Below are 16550 nucleotides of genomic sequence, written 5' to 3'. Positions count from 1 at the left end.
GAGCCCCATGCCCGACCGCCGCCGCGCCGCCACGACGGTACTGCTCACCGCGGCCGCCGCCCTGGCCGTCCTCGCCGCGCTCGCGATCGCCGTGGCGGCCGCCGCCTTCGCCGCACCCACCTTCGCGTCCTCGGACGCCTTCTACTGGACGTCCGCCGCCGCGGCGGCCCTCGTCCAGTTCCCCATCGGCTTCCTCGCCGCCCGCCTCACCGCGCCCCGCCTGCGCCGCGCCGGCGTCTCCGGCCCCGTCGCCCTCCCGCTCCTGACGGCCCTCGGCCCGGCCGTCCCCGCCGTCCTCGCCAACCTCTACCCCGTCGAGCACATCACCCCGCCACTGAACGTCCTCGCCCCCCTCTGCGCCCTCGCCGCCGGCACCCTCCTCGGCCTGCGCCGGACCGCCCGCGAAAGCACGTCCCTCTACTGAATTGGGTCCCCGATTGGGCCTCGAGACCCATGTGCCCCGCCCCCACCTCTCGTTTCAATGACGGCACCATGCCTCCTGAAGACGGTGTCGACCTCCCGCCTCTCCCGCTGGACCTCCCGGGCTTCCCACCCCAGCCCCCCGTCGACCCCGCCCCCCAACCACCCCCGCCCCCAAGCAAGACCGCGCCCGTTGGGCCGCCCGCCACAATGCCGTCGCAGGACGCGCGCGCACCTTCCCCATCCGCGCCGCCACCCGAGCCTGAGTCGAGCCCGGCCGCGCCCGCCACCGACCCCGCACTTTCCGCGCCCGAGCCTGCGGTCGAGCCGCCCCCAGCGCCGCCCGGTGTGCCGCCCGCCGCCGCGCCGTCGTCGCCCGCCCCCGCGCCGCCGCCGTCCAAGCCCGTCACCGAGCCAAGACCGCCCGCGCCTGAGTCCAGCCCAGCGCCGCCCGTTGGTCCGTCCCCCGCCGTACCGTCGCCAGACACGCCCGCGCCGTCACCCGAGTCGAACCCTGCGGCGCCCGCGCCCACCACTGGCCCCGTGCTTGCCGTGTCCGCCGTCGAGTCGAGTCCGACCCCGCCCGTCGAGCCGTCCGCCATGCCGTCGCCGGACGCGCCCGCGTCTTCCGCGCCCGCGCCTCAAGCGAGCCCGGCAGCTCCCGCGCCACAGGCCCCATCCACTGACCCGAGTTCGGCACCGCCCGTTGGGCCACCCGCCACGGTGCCGTCGTCGGACGCCCCCGAGCCTTCCGAACCCGAGTTGACCCAGGCCGCGCCCGTTGGGCCGTCCGCCAAGGTGTCCTCGTCGGACGCCCCCTCGCCGCCGCCCGAGGCCGCGCCCGAGTCGAGCCCGGCGGCTACCGTGCCGTCCGCGCCCACCACCGGCCGCGTGCCTTCCGTGTCTGAGTCCGCTGTTGAGTCGAGCCTGGCGCCGCTCATTGATCCGCCCGCCGTGCCGTCGCCGGACGCGCCCGCGCCTGAAGCGAGTCCGGCGGCTCCCGCGCTACAGGCGCCCACCAGCGACCCCAGTTCGGCCGGGCCCGTTGGGGCGCCCGCCACGGTGCGGTCGCCGGATGCCTCTGCGCCTTCCGCGCCCGTTGATTCGTTCGCCAAGGTGCCCTTGTCGGACGCGCCCGCGCCGCCGCCAAAGCCCGTGCCCGGGTCGGGCTCAGCGGCTCCCTCGCCGTTCGCGCCCGAGACCGCAGTTGCGTCGAGCCCGGTGCCGTTTGGTGGGCAGCCCGCCGTGTCGGCGTCGGACGCCCGTACATCACCGTCGTCCGAGCACGTCACGGAGCCGAACCGAGCAGTGCCCGTTGAGCCGACGCCCGCCACGTTCGTGCCCGCGCCATGGTCGGCCGCTCCCGCGTCCTCGGCGCCGCCTACGCCTGTTGGCGAGCATCCCTCTGCTGTGCCCGCCAGCCCGTCTGCCGCCGCCTCTGTTGTTGAGCCGAACCCGGCGGCGCCAAGTGGGTCGCCTGCCGCGGTGCCGGCGTCGGACGCGCCCGCGCCATCGCCCGAGGGCGTCACCGAGTCGAGCCCGGCCGTGCCTAGGGGGCCGTCTGCTACGGGGGCATCGTCGCCTGCGCCGAGGTCGGATGCTTATGCGCCCTCGGCTGCGCCTACGTCGGCTGCTGGGCGAGCTTCAGCGGTGCCGCCTCGGCCTTCGGCTGCTGCTTCGCCCGATGGCTCGGGGGCGTCCGGAGGTTCGTCTGCTGGGGCGTTTGGTGCCGTGCAGGGCGTGTCGGCGGGTGGGTCGGTGGGCGGCGTAGGTGCGGTGCCGGGGGCAGGCCGGTCGGCGGATCTGCCGTTTTTGGCCGCGCCGACTCCTGGGCCGCAGGTCGCTGCGCCGTTCGGGGGGACGGTTCGGTCCGTGCCGGAGGCTGGGCCGTTCGGGCGGGTGAGCGGGGGCGTCCCGGTGCAGGGGGCGGTGCCGCCGGCCGGTGTCGTCGTTGGCGGGGGGTCGGCGCCGAATGGGGGGTTCGTGGCGCCGGTGGGGGGTGGGCCGCGGGCGCTTGTTCCGGCGCGCCGGAGGGGTCCGCGCCGTCCTCCGCCGGTGCTCATCGCGGGCGTCGCCGCGTTGCTGGTGGTCGCGGTGCTGGCCGGCGTGAAGTCGTTCGGCGGCGGGGGGTGCGGTGGACGGCTGGCGCTGAGCGTGGCGGCCGATCCGGCGGTGGCGCCCGCGGTGACCGCGCTGGCCGAGAGGTTCAACGACGCGGACCACGAGGTCGGCGGACGGTGCGTGGAGGTGTCCACGAACACGCTGCCGTCGTCGGCGATGGCGCTGGCGCTGGGCGGGGACAGGTCCGCCGCGCAAGCGCGCGCGGACGCCTATGTCCTCGACTCGTCGCTCTGGCTGGAGATCGCGGGACGGACCGCCGAGCGGACGGGAACCGCGCTGCCGCGGCCGATCGGCTCGGTCGCGAGTTCGCCGGTGGTGTTCGCGGTGGCGAGGGACGCGGCGCCGGGCGCGCTGGCGTGGCGGGCGATGGCGCCGGGCGGGAACGCGTCCCTGCGGCTGCTCGCGCCGGAGCAGAGTGCGGCCGGCATGATCTCGCTGCTGATGGCGAAGCAGGCGGCCGGGACGGGGGACAAGGCGATCGCCGGGTTCACCGGGATCCTGCAGTCCGCGCAGAGCGTGGACGGGTCCGCGCAGGGCGAGGCGGCGGCGTTCGACGGGCTGGTGCGGTTCGGCGGCGGGAGCACGCCCGTGCTGGCGGTGCCGGAGCTGACGGTCTGGCGGCACGCGGTGGCGGGCGGCGCGCCCGTCCGGGCGGTGCTGCCGGCGGACGGCACGATGAGCCTGGACTTCCCGCTGGTGGCCGTGCCGGGGAAGAAGGCGGAGGCGGCGCGGCGGTTCCTCGCGGAGGTCCGGTCCCGGACGGGGGCGGGCGCGCTGGCGAAGGCGGGCCTGCGTCCGGCGGGCGGCGGCGCGGCGCCGGCCGTGTCGGCGGTGACGGGGCTGTCGGCGGTGCCCGCGACGGCCGCGGCGGCGCCGGGCGCGGTCAGCGAGGCGCTGGAGATGTGGCGGCGGATGCATCTCGGCACGCGCATGCTCACGGTGATCGACGTGTCCGGGTCGATGCTGGAGCAGGTGCAGGGGACGGCCCGGTCGCGGATGGCGGTGACGACGGGCGAGGTGGAGAAGGGGATGTCCCTGCTGCCCGACTCCGCCGACATGGGGCTTTGGGCGTTCTCGACCGCGATGGACGGACGGCTTCCGTACAAGGAGCTGGTCCCGGTGGGACGGCTCGGCGCGGCGGACGGCGGGCTCACGCATCGCGCCGCGATGCAGCAGGCGCTCGGCCGGATGCGGGCGAAGCCGGACGGGGACACCGGCCTGTTCGACTCGGTGCTCGCCGCCTACCGCAGCGTCAAGGCCGGCTACCGCGGCGACGCGATCAACATCGTGCTGGTGCTGACGGACGGGAGGAACGACTTCGCGGGCGGTCTGTCGGAGCAGGCGCTGCTGGCGCAGTTGAAGGCGGAGTACGACGCGAGCCGGCCGGTGCAGGTCGTCGGGCTGGGTTTCGGGCCGGGCGTCGACCTCGGCGCGCTGCAGCGCATCGCGCAGGCCACCGGGGGCGCCGCGTACCAGATCCAGGACCCGAGGCAGATCCATGAGCTGTTCCAGCAGTCGGCCGCGTTGAAGATCTGCGACGACCCGCGGCAGTGCCCGGTGGGGTGACGGGTCCCGCGCCTTCGCGCGCACCGGCGTGCGGGGGCGGGTTATCGTGCCGGAAGCTCCCTCAGAGTGCCGGAATGGGTCGAGGTGCGATGGTCGCGTTGCTGCTGGTCCCTGCCGGGTTCGTCGTCGGCCTCCTCTTGGCACCGCTGGCGGCGCCGTTCACCGGCGGCGTCCCGTGGACGCGGCGGACGGCCCTGGGGGTCGTTACGGCGGCCGTCTTCGGGCTGGCCGGGTGGCGGGTCGGGGCGCACGCCGTCCTCGGTGCGCTGCTGTACCTCGCGGCGGTCGGTGCTCTGCTGGCGTTCATCGACGTCGAGGTCAGGCGGCTGCCCGACCGGTTCACGCTGCCCTCCTACGGCGCCGTGGCGGCGCTGCTGGCCGTGGCGGCGCCGTTCACCGGCGGCGGGTGGCGGCATTTCGAGCACGCCCTCATCGGGATGGCGGCGATGTTCGCGCTCTACGCGGTGCAGGCGTTCGCGGTGCCGTCGGGGATCGGGCTGGGGGACGTCAAGCTGTCGGGCGTGCTCGGGCTGTGCCTCGGCTGGTTCGGGGCGCGGGCCTGGGTGACCGGGCTGCTGGCCACCTACCTGCTCGGCGGCGTCATCGCCGTCGGCGTGCTGATCGTCCGGCGGACGCGCAAGGGCGAGTTCCCGTTCGGGCCGTCGATGCTGGTCGGGACGCTCGTCGGGGTGCTCGCGGCCGCCGGGTAGCGGGGCTCACGCGCAGGGGTTCTTCTGGCCGGCCTTGACCCCTCCGGTGATCTTGTTGAGCGTCTGCTGGGCGAAGTGCACGCCGTTCCTGCCGAGGACGAGGCGGACGCCGCCGGCGGGGGCGGAGCCGTCGGCGGTGAGGAGCGCGTCGGGGACGTCGCGGGCCAGCGCCGACGCCTGGGCCTCGGCGGACGGGTTGTAGACCAGCCGGCTCTCGGCGGCGGGCGCGGCCTTCTCCGTCCTCTTCGCGACCTTGAAGCCGCGCTTGCCGAGCTGCTCGACGACCCGCTGGACCATCGCCTTCGGGGCGCCGGCGGCGACGACGGTGACCCGGACCTTGCCCGGCGCCGGCGGGGCCTGCTCGGCGGGGGCGGGCTTCGCCGGCGCGGCGGGCAGGTCGTTGTCGTGCCGGATCGCGTCGAAGAGCGGCTTGGCCTCGGCCTGGTTCCACTGGACGCGGTTGGGGTCGGGGGCGTAGCCCTCGACCGGGACCGTGACGAACCGGACCTTCCCGGCGTCCATTCCCTTGAGGCCGTCCGCGAGCTTCTTCATGGTCGCGAGGTCGAGGCCGTCGTCGGTCGTCAGCGACCTGGTCGCGGCCTTGAGGAACTTGTAGGTCTTCGCCGGGTCGGTGAGCACCGAGCCGCTGGTGGCCTTGTCGACGACGGCCGCCATGAACTTCTGCTGCCGCTGGATGCGTTCGAGGTCGGAGCCGTTGCCGAGGGAGTAGCGGGCCCGCACGTAGCCGAGGGCCTGGGTGCCCTTGACGGTCTGCCTGCCGGCCTTCAGGTGCAGTTCGGCGCGGGGGTCGTCGACGGGCTTGTCGACGCAGATCTCGACGCCGCCGAGCGCGTCCACCATCCGCTTGAAGCCGGAGAAGTCGACCTGCACGAAGTGGTCGATGTGGATGCCGGTGAGGCTCTCCAGGGTCTTCCACGTGCAGGTCGGCCCGGCCAGGGAGAACGCGGAGTTCAGCATGCCGAACTGGGCGGGGACGGTGCCGCCGCCGTCCTTCTCGCACTGGGGGATCTTCACCATCGAGTCGCGGGGGAAGCTGATGCCGACGGCCTGGTCGCGGTTGGGCGACAGGTGCAGCAGGACCGCGGTGTCGGAGCGGGCGCCGGTGACGCCGTCCGCGGCGTATTTGGCGTTGTCGCCCGCGCGGGTGTCGGACCCGAGCAGCAGGATGTTCAGCGACTTGTTGAGCTTCTTCGGCCGGTTCCCGCCGAGTTGCCCGTCGACGTGCTTCTGGTCGATGCCGCCGACGAGGTCGTGGTAGAGCCAGGCCGCTCCGGCCCCGCCGAGCAGGACGACGCCCGCCGCGCCGATCGCGGTCCAGCGCAGGAACCTGCGGCGGCGCGCCCGCGCCGCCAGGGCCCGCGGCGGGGCGTCGCCGTCGCCGTCGGCGTCGGTGTCGTCGTAGGGCGAGGCGGTGCTGTGGGCGGCGGTGTCCCCCGCGAGGTCGTCGCGGCCGGGGTCTTTGTCGCTCATTCGTCCAGTTTCGGGCGGGCCCTGTCCGGGGCGCGTGGTCTGGGAGGTTCGTCAGTCTAGGCAGGGGGCGGAAGTCACGTACGTCTTCTTGTTGGATGCGCGCTACGCCCGATCTGTTGACGTCTCCGGTTGAATTGTGGCTCGGATCCCTTGCGGCCCCGTTTTCCGTACGATCTCGTCCGTGGACGAGGCGTGGGTGGTCGGCGGCCGGTTCACCATGCTCGACCGGATCGGCGCGGGCGGGACGAGCCGGGTGTGGCGGGCCTATGACCGGGCGGAACGGCGGTACTGCGCGGCGAAGCTCGTGCGGAGCGGGGGCCGGACGTCGGTGCTGCGGGCGATCCGCGAGCAGGCGCTGCGGGTGGCGGACCCGCACGTGGTGACCCCCTACGCGTCGTGCATGGCCGGCGAGGACGTGCTGCTGGCGATGGACCTGGTGAGCGGCGGGTCGCTGGAGACGCTGCTCGGCGACTACGGGCGGCTGCCGCCGGAGTACGCCGCCGAGGTGCTGGACCAGGTGCTGGCCGCGCTGAGCCGCATTCACCGGGCCGGGATCGTCCACCGGGACGTGAAGCCGGCGAACCTGCTGCTGGAGCCGAGCCCGGTCGGGGCGCCGCATGTGCGGCTCGCCGACTTCGGGATCGCGCTCGGCGACGACGGCCTGCGCCTCACCACGACGGGTTTCACGGTCGGCACGCCGGGCTACCTGGCGCCGGAGGTGCTCGACTGGAACCGTCCGGGGCCCCGGCAGGACCTGTACGCGGTGGGCATGGTGGGCTGGCGGATGCTCACCGGCGCGGGCGACCCGGAACCGCGCCAGCGGATCGGCGCGCGGCCCGCGGGCGTGCCGCCGATGCTGTGGACCGTGCTGGGCCACCTGTGCGACCCCGATCCGGCGCGCCGCTTCAAGGACGCGGACGCCGCGCGCCGGGCGCTCGCCCCCCACCGCACGGACCTGCGGTTCCCCGCGCTCACCCTCGACGGAGAGCCGCTGCAGATCTTCGACCATCTCGGCCCGCCGCCCGCCCACCCCCGCTGACCGCGACCGAGCGCGGGCGAGGGTCACGTCTTGTCGAAGGTGATGTCGACGCGGCGGTTCTTGGCCCGGCCGGACGGGTTGTCCTTGCCGCCCACGAGGTTGGGCGCGATGGGACGCGTCTCGCCGTAGCCCTTGGCCTCGATCCGCAGGGCGGTGCCGCCGAGCGCGCGGACCAACTCGGCCTTGACGGCATCGGCCCGCTGCTGCGAGAGGTCGAGGTTGTAGGACGGGGAGCCGACCGAGTCGGAGTGGCCGGAGACCTGCACGGCGCCGCGCGCGTCGCGGAGGCGCGGCGCGAGGTCGGCGATGCGGCGGCGGGCGGCGTCGGTGAGCTCGGCCTTGCCGAAGTCGAACAGGACGTCCGCCGAGATGTGCACGGTGACCTGCGAGCCGTTGTCGTCCTCGGTCTCGAGCGGGACGACGGCCCGGGTGAGGTCGATGGCGCGCACCGCGCCGGCCGTGCCGATGGTCTTGACGGACGCGGCGATGTTCGCGTCGGGGACGACGGGGTCGGTGTCGGCTCCGGCCTGGCCGGGGACCGAGAGGGAGGCTGAGGCGGCCAGCAGCACGGCGGCCGCGACGGCGATCGTCCGGCGCACGCCGCTCACCTCTCGACGGGGACGTCGCGGAACGCCGGCCACGATCCGAGCTGGACGTCGATGCTCTTCACGTTCTCGGGCGGCGCGGCGAACGTGTGGGTCGTCAGGGTGGCCTGGTCGTTGGGCAGGTTGGTCAGGACGTCGTCGCTCTGGAGGTTGTGGCTGGCGGAGTCGGACACGACGACGTAGCGCTTGAGGTTCACCGCGTCGATCAGCGACGCGTCCAGGCCGTGCTCCCCGTTGAGGCGGTAGGGGGTCGGGGTGTTGGCGCTGCCGGTGACGTGCGGGGTCCACTGGAGCGTGAGGGTGGCGAGTCGGCCCTTGACCCGCAGGCCCATGACCGCGATGTCGACCTTGGCGCCGGGCGCCATCGGGCTGTCGAAGGTGGCCTTGGCCACCGGCTTGTCGAAGCGGTCGACGAACGCCTTGCCGGCCGCTCCCTGCACCGCGCCGCCGGGGCCGCGGCCGGAGCCGCCGGAGCCGCCGTCCGAGCCGCCGCCGGACGTGGAGCAGCCGGCCAGCGCGCCGGCGAGGAGGAGGGCGGCCGCCGCCGTCGCGGCCGGGCGGTGTGACAGGCGCATGTACTGCCCTTTCCGTTTCGTCGCATATGCAAAGATCGCTCCCCGTGGCACCATGGTGGCGAGGCCATGGCGCTCCATTGCGTCTGAGAATCTAGCGTTTGCAACTGTGAAGAGTCAAGGGGGGCGGCGAAAGTGGGCGTTGCCGCGGAGACGGTCGTGCGGAACCGGGCGCTGCAGACCGAGTGGTACGGCGAGCCGCTGGGCGATCGCGTCCGCCGGCTCCTGGACCGCCTCGGCCTCTCGCAGTCGGCGCTCGCCGGCGTCCTCGGCCTGTCCGCGCCGATGCTCTCCCAGCTGATGTCGGCGCAGCGCGCCAAGATCAGCAACCCGGCCGTCCTGCACCGGCTGCTGGCCGCCGAGGAGCTCGCCGCCGACCCCGGCTTCGGCGCGCTGGGCCCGGCGGAGGTCAAGGAGCGGTTGAAGGCGATCAGTGCCGAGTCGGCCGCGACGACCTCGGGCCTGCGCGCCGCGACCTCCGGCCATGTCCCGGCCGGGGCCGCCCCCGCCGAGGGGGCGCCCCAGGGTCCCGGGGTGGCGGACGGCGCGCCCGTCCACGCGGAGCAGCCGGCGCGGCTCGTTCAGGCGCTGCTGCGCGAGGTCGCCTCGGCCGCCGAGATCGAGGCCGCCGCCGCGCTCATCGGCGACCGCTTCCCGGACCTGGCGGAACTGCTCCGCGTGTACGGCAACGGCCGCACGAGCGAGGCCGAGGCCCACTACGCCCGGATCATCCGGGACGCCCGCGGTTACTGAGCGCGTTCACCGGCCGCCCGCGCGCGCCCGGCGGCGCGATGGCCATTCGGTCATGCCGTGGCGCGCTCGTCTCGATTCCGCTGGGCCATAACGACTGGTTATGGGAAGCGGGCGGTGCCGTATCGCCTTTCGGGGGCTAAAGTCTGTGGTCAGGGTCACATGCGGGTCTGGCTGTTATGTATGTCACAGCTCCTGTGGGAAGGCGTAAGGTCGCTTCGCTGGAAGCGCACACGAGGCGTCACCGCGCGCATGCGGGACGGCGCCTCAGGCCGGGCGCGACGGCCGCGCGAGTGCGCTCAGACCGTGGTACGGGGACACGACGACCCGAGCTCAGGAGAGCGATCGATGAGCACTGTGGAGGCGCCGGCCAAGTCGCGCGCCCAGATCAAGGAACGCACGCTCCGCAAGGACAACTGGCGCCTGTATCCGATCACGACGTTCGTGATCTTCACGGCGTGGGTGGTGTACGCGACCGTCAGGGCCTTCTGGGGCGCGGCGTTCTACGTCCCCCAGTACCACTACCTGACGCCGTTCTACTCGCCCTGCCTGAACGACATCTGCAACAACGTCACCGTCGACGGCCACACTGGCGACGCCGCCGAGTTCGGCACCTTCCTGCCGGCCGGCACAAGGGGCTTCATCCCCTTCGCCATCATCACGCTGCCGTTCCTGCTGCTGTTCCGGCTGACCTGCTACTACTACCGCAAGGCCTACTACCGCTCGTTCTGGGCGTCGCCGCAGGCCTGCGCGGTGCGCGAGCCGCACGGCAAGTACACGGGCGAGCGCCGCTTCCCCCTCATCGGCCAGAACCTGCACCGCTACTTCTGGATGGCCGCGTTCCTCATCTCCGTCATCAACACCTGGGACGCGATCCGCGCCTTCCACGGCAAGGACGGCGGGTTCGGCATCGGGCTCGGCACCGTCATCCTGGTCGCGAACGTGGTGCTGCTGTGGCTGTACACGCTGTCGTGCCACTCGTGCCGGCACATCGTCGGCGGGCGGCTGAAGAACTTCTCCAAGCATCCCCTCCGGTACCGCATGTGGGGCTGGGTCTCCAAGATCAACCAGAACCACGGGACCTACGCCCTGATCACGCTGGGCTCGCTGGTGGTGGCCGACGCCTACGTCGCGTTCGTGGCCGGCGGCGTCTTCTCCGACCCCCGCATCTTCAACTGAGGCCAAAGGATCATGACTGAGATCGAGAGGCACGCCTACGACGTCGTGGTGATCGGTGCCGGCGGCGCCGGGCTGCGGGCGGCGATCGAGGCCCGCCTCCAGGGCAAGAAGACCGCGATCATCTCCAAGTCGCTGTTCGGCAAGGCGCACACGGTGATGGCGGAGGGCGGCGCCGCCGCCGCGATGGGGAACGTCAACCCCAACGACAACTGGCAGGTGCACTTCCGCGACACCATGCGCGGCGGCAAGTTCATGAACAGCTGGCGGATGGCCGAGCTGCACGCCAAGGAGGCGCCCGAGCGCATCTGGGAGCTGGAGCACTGGGGCGCGCTGTTCGACCGCACCAAGGACGGCAAGATCAGCCAGCGGAACTTCGGCGGGCACGAGTACCCGCGGCTGGCGCACGTCGGCGACCGGACGGGCCTGGAGCTGATCCGCACCGCGCAGCAGAAGATCGTCGCGCTGCAGCAGGAGGACCACGCCGAGCACGGCGACTACGAGGCCCGGCTCAAGGTGTGGGCCGAGACGACCGTGACGCGGCTGCTCAAGGACGGCGACCGGATCTGCGGCGCGTTCGCCTACGTCCGCGAGACCGGGAAGTTCGTGGTGTTCGAGGCGCCCACGGTGGTGCTGGCGACCGGCGGCATCGGCAAGGCGTTCAAGGTCACCTCGAACTCCTGGGAGTACACCGGCGACGGGCACGCGCTGGCGCTGCTCGCCGGCGCGACGCTGCTGAACATGGAGTTCGTGCAGTTCCACCCGACCGGCATGGTCTGGCCCCCCTCGGTGAAGGGCATCCTCGTCACCGAGTCGGTGCGCGGCGACCGCGGCGTCCTCAAGAACTCCGAGGGCCGGCGGTTCATGTTCGACTACGTCCCCGAGGTCTTCAAGAACCAGTACGCCACCACCGAGGAGGAGGGCGACCGCTGGTACGACGACCCCGACAACAACAAGCGGCCCCCGGAGCTGCTGCCGCGCGACGAGGTGGCCCGCGCCATCAACTCCGAGGTGAAGGCCGGCCGGGGATCGCCGCACGGCGGCGTGTTCCTCACCGTCGTCGACCGGATGCCGGGCGGCGCCGCGGAGATCGTCCGGCGGCTGCCGTCGATGCACCACCAGTTCAAGGAGCTGGCGGACGTCGACATCACCAAGGAGCCGATGGAGGTCGGCCCGACCTGCCACTACGTGATGGGCGGCGTCGAGGTCGACCCGGACACCGGGGCGGCGAAGGTGCCGGGGCTGTTCGCGGCCGGCGAGGTCTCGGGCGGCATGCACGGCTCGAACCGGCTCGGCGGCAACTCCCTGTCCGACCTGCTGGTCTTCGGCCGCCGGGCCGGGCTCGGCGCGTCGGAGTACATCGACGCCCTTCCTGAGCGCCCCAGCGTCCCGGAGTCGGAGGTCGAGGCGGCGGTCGCGGAGGCGCTCGCGCCGTTCGAGCGGGAGGACGGCGAGAACCCCTACGCCGTCCACGCCGAACTCCAGCAGACGATGAACGACCTGGTCGGCATCATCCGCAAGGAGGCGGAGCTGCAGCAGGCGATCGAGGCGCTCGGCAAGCTCCGCGAGCGGGTCGCCAACGTCGGCGTCACGCCGGTCGCGGTGGGCGACGACGGGCGCGGCTACCACCCGGGCTGGCACCTGTCGCTGGACCTGCGGAACATGATGCTGGTGTCGGAGGCCGTCGCGAAGGCGGCGCTGGAGCGGCAGGAGAGCCGCGGCGGGCACACCCGCGACGACTACCCGCAGATGTCGGCGGAGTGGCGGAAGGTGAACCTGGTCTGCAGCCTCGCCGGCGACCCGTCGTCCCCGCACGTCGAGCTGACGCGCCAGCCGATGGTGCCGATGCGCGAGGACCTGCTGGGGCTGTTCGAGACCGACGAGCTGAAGAAGTACCTCACGGCCGAGGAGCTGCCGGCCGACGTGGCCGCCGAGCCGGTGTCGCCGGAGGCGTCGGCCGAGGCGTCCGAGGGCGCGGCGGCGGCCGAGGGGGCGCCCTCCGCGGACGCGGTCGCGAAGGCGGACGAGGAGACCGATGCGACCGCCGCGGGCGCCGCTGGGGACGACGAGGAGGGCGAGCAGTGAGCTACGAGGCCAAGTTCAAGGTCTGGCGCGGCGACGACGGCGCGGGTGAGCTGACGGACTACACGGTCGAGGTGAACGAGGGCGAGGTCGTCCTCGACATCATCCACCGCCTGCAGGCCACGCAGGCGCCCGACCTCGCCGTCCGGTGGAACTGCAAGGCCGGCAAGTGCGGCTCGTGCTCGGCGGAGATCAACGGCATGCCGCGGCTGATGTGCATGACGCGGATGTCCACCTTCACCGAGGACGAGACGATCACCGTCACCCCGATCCGGACGTTCCCCGTGATCCGCGACCTCGTGACGGACGTGTCGTTCAACTACGAGAAGGCGCGGCAGATCCCCTCGTTCGACCCGGGCGAGGTGAAGCCGGGCGAGTTCCGGATGCAGCAGGAGGACGTCGAGCGCTCGCAGGAGTTCCGCAAGTGCATCGAGTGCTACCTGTGCCAGAACGTCTGCCACGTGATCCGCGACCACGAGGAGAACAAGCCCGAGTTCGCCGGGCCGCGGTTCCTCATGCGGATCGCGGAGCTGGAGATGCACCCGGCCGACCAGGCGGACCGGCGTGAGATCGCGGCGAAGGACCACGGCCTCGGGTTCTGCAACATCACCAAGTGCTGCACCGAGGTGTGCCCCGAGCACATCAAGATCACCGACAACGCGCTGATCCCGATGAAGGAGCGGGTCGTCGGCCGCAAGTACGACCCGGTCGTGTGGCTCGGCACCAAGCTCGGCATCGTCAAGAAGGGGCAGGACACCCCGTCCGCCTGACCGGTGGACGGCGCCCGGGACGGCGGGCGGCGATGCCCCCGGACCGCCGCCCGCCGTTCCGCCGTTCCCCATGAACGCCGTGCTTCCATGAAGGCCGTGCGCCCCCGTGAACGCCGTGCCCATGAACGCCGTGCCTCCATGAACGCCGTGCTCGCCGCCGGGGGCACGGCGCCCCTGTCCACCGTGCCTCCGCGCAAGCCGGACGCGCGCGACCTGCCGGCCGCACACGCCGCGATCAACCCTGGCGCCCGCCCGTCCCGCTGAATAGGGAAGAGTGCACACAACGCGTGACAAATTCGTGATTATCCCCCGGGACTCGCACCGCCGGGTTCCCCTTAGCGTGGTGGGCATGAGCCCCCTCGAACCGGGTTCGTTCCTTGCCGAGCTGACCCCGGAGGAACGCGGCGACCTGGAATCCCGCGGCCGCGTCCGCGAGTTCGCCCGGGGGGACACGCTGTTCGTCGAGGGGGACCGGTCCAGCTGGGTGGCGGTCCTGCTGAGCGGGCGGGTCAAGGCGTTCTCCTACCGCGAGCACGGCGGCGAGGCGCTGCTCGCGGTGCGCGGCCCGGGCGCGCTGCTCGGGGAGGTCGCCGCGATCGACGGGCTGCCCCGCTCCGCCACCGTCGCCGCGCTGGAGCCGGCGCGCGCGCTGGCCGTCACGGCCGAGGAGTTCATGGCGTTCCTCCAGGCGCACGGCCGCGTGTCCATCATCATCATGCGGATGCTGTGCCAGCGCTGGCGCGACGCGGACCGCAAGCGCGTCGAGTTCGGCATGTTCGACGCGACGGGCCGGGTGGCGCAGCGCCTCGTCGAGCTGGCGGAGCGGTTCGGGCAGCCCTACGAGGGCCGCGCCGGCGCGGCCGGAAGGGCCAGCGGGCAGAGCGGCCAGAGCGGGCAGGGCGGCCAGAGCGTCCGGATCACGCTGAACCTGTCCCAGGAGGAGCTGGCCGGGTGGGTCGGCGCGTCGCGGGAGGCGGTCAGCAAGGCGCTGCGGACGCTGCGGCGGCACGGCTGGATCGAGACGGGCCGGCGCCGGCTGATCGTCCACGACCTCCAGGCCCTGCGCCGGCACGCGCGCTAACGGCCAAGGCGGTCGCGGGCGGCGCCGGTGCGGGCCCGTACTCTGTGCAGGATGCAGTTACAGCAGCTCGCCTACTTCGTCGCGGTCGCGGAGGTTCGCCATTTCACGCAGGCCGCGGAGCTCCTGCGGGTGGCGCAGCCGTCGCTGTCCAAGCAGATCCGCGCGCTGGAGACCGAGCTGAACGCGCCCCTCTTCTCTCGCGCGCGCGGGAACATCACCCTGACGCCCGCCGGGGAGGCGCTGCTGCCGCTGGCCAAGCGCATCCTGGCCGACGTCGACACGGCGCGGCTGGAGGTGCAGGAGCTGACCGGGCTGCGCCGCGGACGCGTGCGGCTGGGCGCCACGCCGTCGCTGTGCGCGGGGCTCCTCGCGGACGTGCTGCGCCGCTTCCATGACGCCTATCCCGGCATCCAGCTGCTGGTGGAGGAGGGCGGGTCGCGGGACCTGGTGAAGGAGCTGACCCGCGGGTCGCTCGATCTGGCCCTGGTCATCCTGCCGCTGCACGGCGACCCGCCGCTGGACACCAGCCCGATACTGCGCGAGTACCTGGTGGTGGCCTCCCCTGTGGGCGCGGACGACGGCGACGCCAGGGCGGTGCAGATGCCGCGCCGCTCCTACCTCCGCATCGAGGACCTGCGCAACCGTCCGCTGGTGATGTTCCGGTCGGGCTACGACCTGCGCGAGGCGACGATCAGCGCGTGCCGCGCGGCCGGGTTCGAGCCGCGGTTCGCCGTCGAGGGCGGCGAGATGGACGCCGTCCTGCGGTTCGTCGAGGCGGGCCTCGGGGTCGCGGTCGTCCCGAGCATGGTCCTCGCGGGACGTCCGGGCCTGCGCGGGACGCCGCTCGTCCTGGCCGACGAGGAGGCCCGGCGCGGCCACCACGGGACCGGCCTCCTCCGCACGATCGCGCTGGCGCACCGCAAGGACGTCGACCTGACGCACGCGGCCCGCGCCTTCCAGGACCTCCTGATGACGTTCCTCGTGGAGGCGGGTGCCGCGGGCGACCTTCCCGCCGGGGTGGAGAGCCTCGTCCGCGACTGATCCGGCCGCCCTTCGCCCGCTCGACGTGCGGGACGGTCAGCTTCGGCGGGACGGTCAGCGCAGGTCGTCGGCGGCCTCGCGGTAGGCGTCGGCGGCGCGCCGGAAGTAGTCGAAGAGGACCGCGCGCTGCTCGGGCGCGTACCCGCCGATGATCTCGCCGATCCGCCGGCGGGCGGGCGCGAGGACGCGGTCCAGGTCCGCGGGTTCGCCGACGGGCTCCACGATCACCTTGCGGCGGTCGCCGGGGACGGGGACGCGCCGGACGTACCCGGCCTCCTCCAGCCGGTCGATCAGCCGGGTCGTCGGCCCCGTCGTCAGCCCGGTCCGCGCGGACAGCTCGCCCGGTGTCATGGCCCCGGCGAGGTCGAGGATGTTCAGCGCGTACAGGTCGGTGGCGCCGAGCCCGCAGGCGCGGGCGCCGGCGTGCCCGTGCAGCATGACGGCGCTGAGGTAGCGCCGGTAGGTCTCCGATTCCGGCTCGGGCGTTGACATGCGGCCTCCCGCTGCTTAATCTCTTCCTCAACGAAGAGAAATCTTCAAAGCAGAAACTTCTACAGAGAAGCTATCACGGGAGGGCTCCGCCATGACCGACACCGACGCGATCCGCGCCCTGTTCGAACAGCTCACCGACGCCTGGGACCGCGGCGACGGCGCCGCCTACGGCGCCTGCTTCACCGCCGACGCCACGTACATCACCTACGTCGGCACCCTCTACCGAGGCGCCGAGGAGATCGGCACCGCGCACCAGGCGCTCTTCGACAGCTTCCTGAAGGGCACGAAGCTCGCCTGCGAGATCGTCGACATCCGCATGACGACGCCCGACAGCGCCGTGGTCATCACCCGGGGCGACACGTACAAGAAGGCCCCCGGCAAGCTGAAGAAGCTCCAGACGAACACCGCCGTCCGCGGCGCCGATGGCCGGTGGCGGCTCGCGGCCTTCCAGAACACCCTGCACAAGTCCCTGATGGAGGCCGTCTCCTTCAGGTTCCAGCCCGCCACGAAGCCCGCCGCCGAGCTCGCCTAGAAACCCACCGCCGAGCTCGCCGAGAAGCCCCGCCGCGGATACCGCGGCGAACCCCGCCGCATGACCCGCGAACCGCTGATCCGGTTCGGCGCACCGGCCGGC

General features: G+C 73.1%; 16 protein-coding genes. 12 read left to right on the top strand and 4 right to left on the bottom strand.

Going from position 1 to position 16550, the window contains the following annotated elements:
* Window positions 1-7 precede the first annotated feature (7 nt).
* From amrb99_RS37905 to amrb99_RS37895, 3 genes are all read left to right on the top strand, one after another.
* Window positions 8-424, top strand: coding sequence for a hypothetical protein (locus amrb99_RS37905; RefSeq protein WP_190865546.1), 417 nt, complete (start codon window positions 8-10; stop codon window positions 422-424).
* A gap of 2051 nt (window positions 425-2475) precedes the next feature.
* A complete protein-coding gene (locus tag amrb99_RS53470; protein ID WP_190865544.1) occupies window positions 2476-4107 on the top strand; it encodes a substrate-binding domain-containing protein in 1632 nt (543 codons plus the stop codon).
* Window positions 4108-4181: 74 nt separating this feature from the next.
* The gene (locus amrb99_RS37895) at window positions 4182-4817 is read left to right on the top strand and encodes an A24 family peptidase (RefSeq protein ID WP_241756308.1); all 636 of its coding nucleotides are present in this window, start codon (window positions 4182-4184) and stop codon (window positions 4815-4817) included.
* A 6-nt stretch (window positions 4818-4823) separates the two neighbouring features.
* Here the strand turns inward: amrb99_RS37895 and amrb99_RS37890 are convergent, their stop codons facing one another.
* Window positions 4824-6308, bottom strand: coding sequence for an LCP family protein (locus amrb99_RS37890; RefSeq protein WP_190865541.1), 1485 nt, complete (start codon window positions 6306-6308; stop codon window positions 4824-4826).
* A 181-nt stretch (window positions 6309-6489) separates the two neighbouring features.
* Between amrb99_RS37890 and amrb99_RS37885 the strand changes: the two genes are divergently transcribed.
* Complete coding sequence (locus tag amrb99_RS37885) at window positions 6490-7347, top strand: serine/threonine-protein kinase (RefSeq protein WP_190865539.1); 858 nt, start codon at window positions 6490-6492, stop codon at window positions 7345-7347.
* Between the two features lie 23 nt (window positions 7348-7370).
* Here the strand turns inward: amrb99_RS37885 and amrb99_RS37880 are convergent, their stop codons facing one another.
* Together amrb99_RS37880 and amrb99_RS37875 are read right to left on the bottom strand one after the other, a co-directional pair.
* A complete protein-coding gene (locus tag amrb99_RS37880; RefSeq protein WP_190865537.1) occupies window positions 7371-7946 on the bottom strand; it encodes an OmpA family protein in 576 nt (191 codons plus the stop codon).
* Between the two features lie 5 nt (window positions 7947-7951).
* The gene (locus tag amrb99_RS37875; RefSeq protein WP_190865535.1) at window positions 7952-8527 is read right to left on the bottom strand and encodes a hypothetical protein; all 576 of its coding nucleotides are present in this window, start codon (window positions 8525-8527) and stop codon (window positions 7952-7954) included.
* A gap of 132 nt (window positions 8528-8659) precedes the next feature.
* Between amrb99_RS37875 and amrb99_RS37870 the strand changes: the two genes are divergently transcribed.
* The 7 genes from amrb99_RS37870 (at window position 8660) to amrb99_RS37845 (ending at window position 15424) form a co-directional block, all read left to right on the top strand.
* Window positions 8660-9277 carry a helix-turn-helix domain-containing protein gene (locus tag amrb99_RS37870; RefSeq protein ID WP_190865533.1) on the top strand — a complete coding sequence of 206 codons (618 nt, stop codon included), beginning with the start codon at window positions 8660-8662 and terminating at the stop codon, window positions 9275-9277.
* A 345-nt stretch (window positions 9278-9622) separates the two neighbouring features.
* Window positions 9623-10453 (top strand): hypothetical protein, encoded by an 831-nt coding sequence (locus tag amrb99_RS37865; protein WP_190865531.1) that lies wholly within the window; start codon window positions 9623-9625, stop codon window positions 10451-10453.
* Between the two features lie 12 nt (window positions 10454-10465).
* Window positions 10466-12535 (top strand): fumarate reductase/succinate dehydrogenase flavoprotein subunit, encoded by a 2070-nt coding sequence (locus tag amrb99_RS37860; protein WP_190865528.1) that lies wholly within the window; start codon window positions 10466-10468, stop codon window positions 12533-12535.
* Window positions 12532-13302: a succinate dehydrogenase/fumarate reductase iron-sulfur subunit gene (locus tag amrb99_RS37855; RefSeq protein WP_190865526.1), complete on the top strand. Its 771-nt coding sequence runs from the start codon at window positions 12532-12534 to the stop codon at window positions 13300-13302. Before amrb99_RS37860 ends, amrb99_RS37855 begins: the two co-directional genes overlap by 4 nt.
* Before the next feature lie 138 nt (window positions 13303-13440).
* The gene (locus amrb99_RS52775; protein WP_277820181.1) at window positions 13441-13566 is read left to right on the top strand and encodes a hypothetical protein; all 126 of its coding nucleotides are present in this window, start codon (window positions 13441-13443) and stop codon (window positions 13564-13566) included.
* Window positions 13567-13651: 85 nt separating this feature from the next.
* A complete protein-coding gene (locus amrb99_RS37850; RefSeq protein WP_190865525.1) occupies window positions 13652-14383 on the top strand; it encodes a Crp/Fnr family transcriptional regulator in 732 nt (243 codons plus the stop codon).
* A 51-nt stretch (window positions 14384-14434) separates the two neighbouring features.
* Complete coding sequence (locus amrb99_RS37845; protein WP_190865523.1) at window positions 14435-15424, top strand: LysR substrate-binding domain-containing protein; 990 nt, start codon at window positions 14435-14437, stop codon at window positions 15422-15424.
* Between the two features lie 54 nt (window positions 15425-15478).
* Here amrb99_RS37845 and amrb99_RS37840 read toward each other — a convergent pair whose 3' ends face one another.
* Window positions 15479-15916 carry a MarR family transcriptional regulator gene (locus amrb99_RS37840; RefSeq protein WP_190865521.1) on the bottom strand — a complete coding sequence of 146 codons (438 nt, stop codon included), beginning with the start codon at window positions 15914-15916 and terminating at the stop codon, window positions 15479-15481.
* A 91-nt stretch (window positions 15917-16007) separates the two neighbouring features.
* Between amrb99_RS37840 and amrb99_RS37835 the strand changes: the two genes are divergently transcribed.
* On the top strand, window positions 16008-16448 hold the full coding sequence (locus amrb99_RS37835) for an SgcJ/EcaC family oxidoreductase (RefSeq protein WP_190865518.1): 441 nt from the start codon (window positions 16008-16010) through the stop codon (window positions 16446-16448).
* Window positions 16449-16550 lie beyond the last annotated feature (102 nt).

The organism is Actinomadura sp. RB99 (genome assembly GCF_014706005.1).
Taxonomy (GTDB): Bacteria; Actinomycetota; Actinomycetes; order Streptosporangiales; family Streptosporangiaceae; genus Spirillospora.
This window is presented reverse-complemented; position numbering and strand designations above follow the sequence as displayed.

Excerpts from the sequence above, each read along its gene's own strand:
- amrb99_RS37890 (WP_190865541.1), bottom strand. The coding sequence starts at position 6,308 with ATGAGCGACAAAGACCCCGGCCGCGACGACCTCGCGGGGGACACCGCC.
- amrb99_RS37860 (WP_190865528.1), top strand. The coding sequence starts at position 10,466 with ATGACTGAGATCGAGAGGCACGCCTACGACGTCGTGGTGATCGGTGCC.
- amrb99_RS37875 (WP_190865535.1), bottom strand. The coding sequence starts at position 8,527 with ATGCGCCTGTCACACCGCCCGGCCGCGACGGCGGCGGCCGCCCTCCTC.
- amrb99_RS52775 (WP_277820181.1), top strand. The coding sequence starts at position 13,441 with ATGAACGCCGTGCTCGCCGCCGGGGGCACGGCGCCCCTGTCCACCGTG.
- amrb99_RS37840 (WP_190865521.1), bottom strand. The coding sequence starts at position 15,916 with ATGTCAACGCCCGAGCCGGAATCGGAGACCTACCGGCGCTACCTCAGC.
- amrb99_RS37835 (WP_190865518.1), top strand. The coding sequence starts at position 16,008 with ATGACCGACACCGACGCGATCCGCGCCCTGTTCGAACAGCTCACCGAC.
- amrb99_RS37865 (WP_190865531.1), top strand. The coding sequence starts at position 9,623 with ATGAGCACTGTGGAGGCGCCGGCCAAGTCGCGCGCCCAGATCAAGGAA.
- amrb99_RS37850 (WP_190865525.1), top strand. The coding sequence starts at position 13,652 with ATGAGCCCCCTCGAACCGGGTTCGTTCCTTGCCGAGCTGACCCCGGAG.
- amrb99_RS37905 (WP_190865546.1), top strand. The coding sequence starts at position 8 with ATGCCCGACCGCCGCCGCGCCGCCACGACGGTACTGCTCACCGCGGCC.
- amrb99_RS37895 (WP_241756308.1), top strand. The coding sequence starts at position 4,182 with ATGGGTCGAGGTGCGATGGTCGCGTTGCTGCTGGTCCCTGCCGGGTTC.
- amrb99_RS37845 (WP_190865523.1), top strand. The coding sequence starts at position 14,435 with ATGCAGTTACAGCAGCTCGCCTACTTCGTCGCGGTCGCGGAGGTTCGC.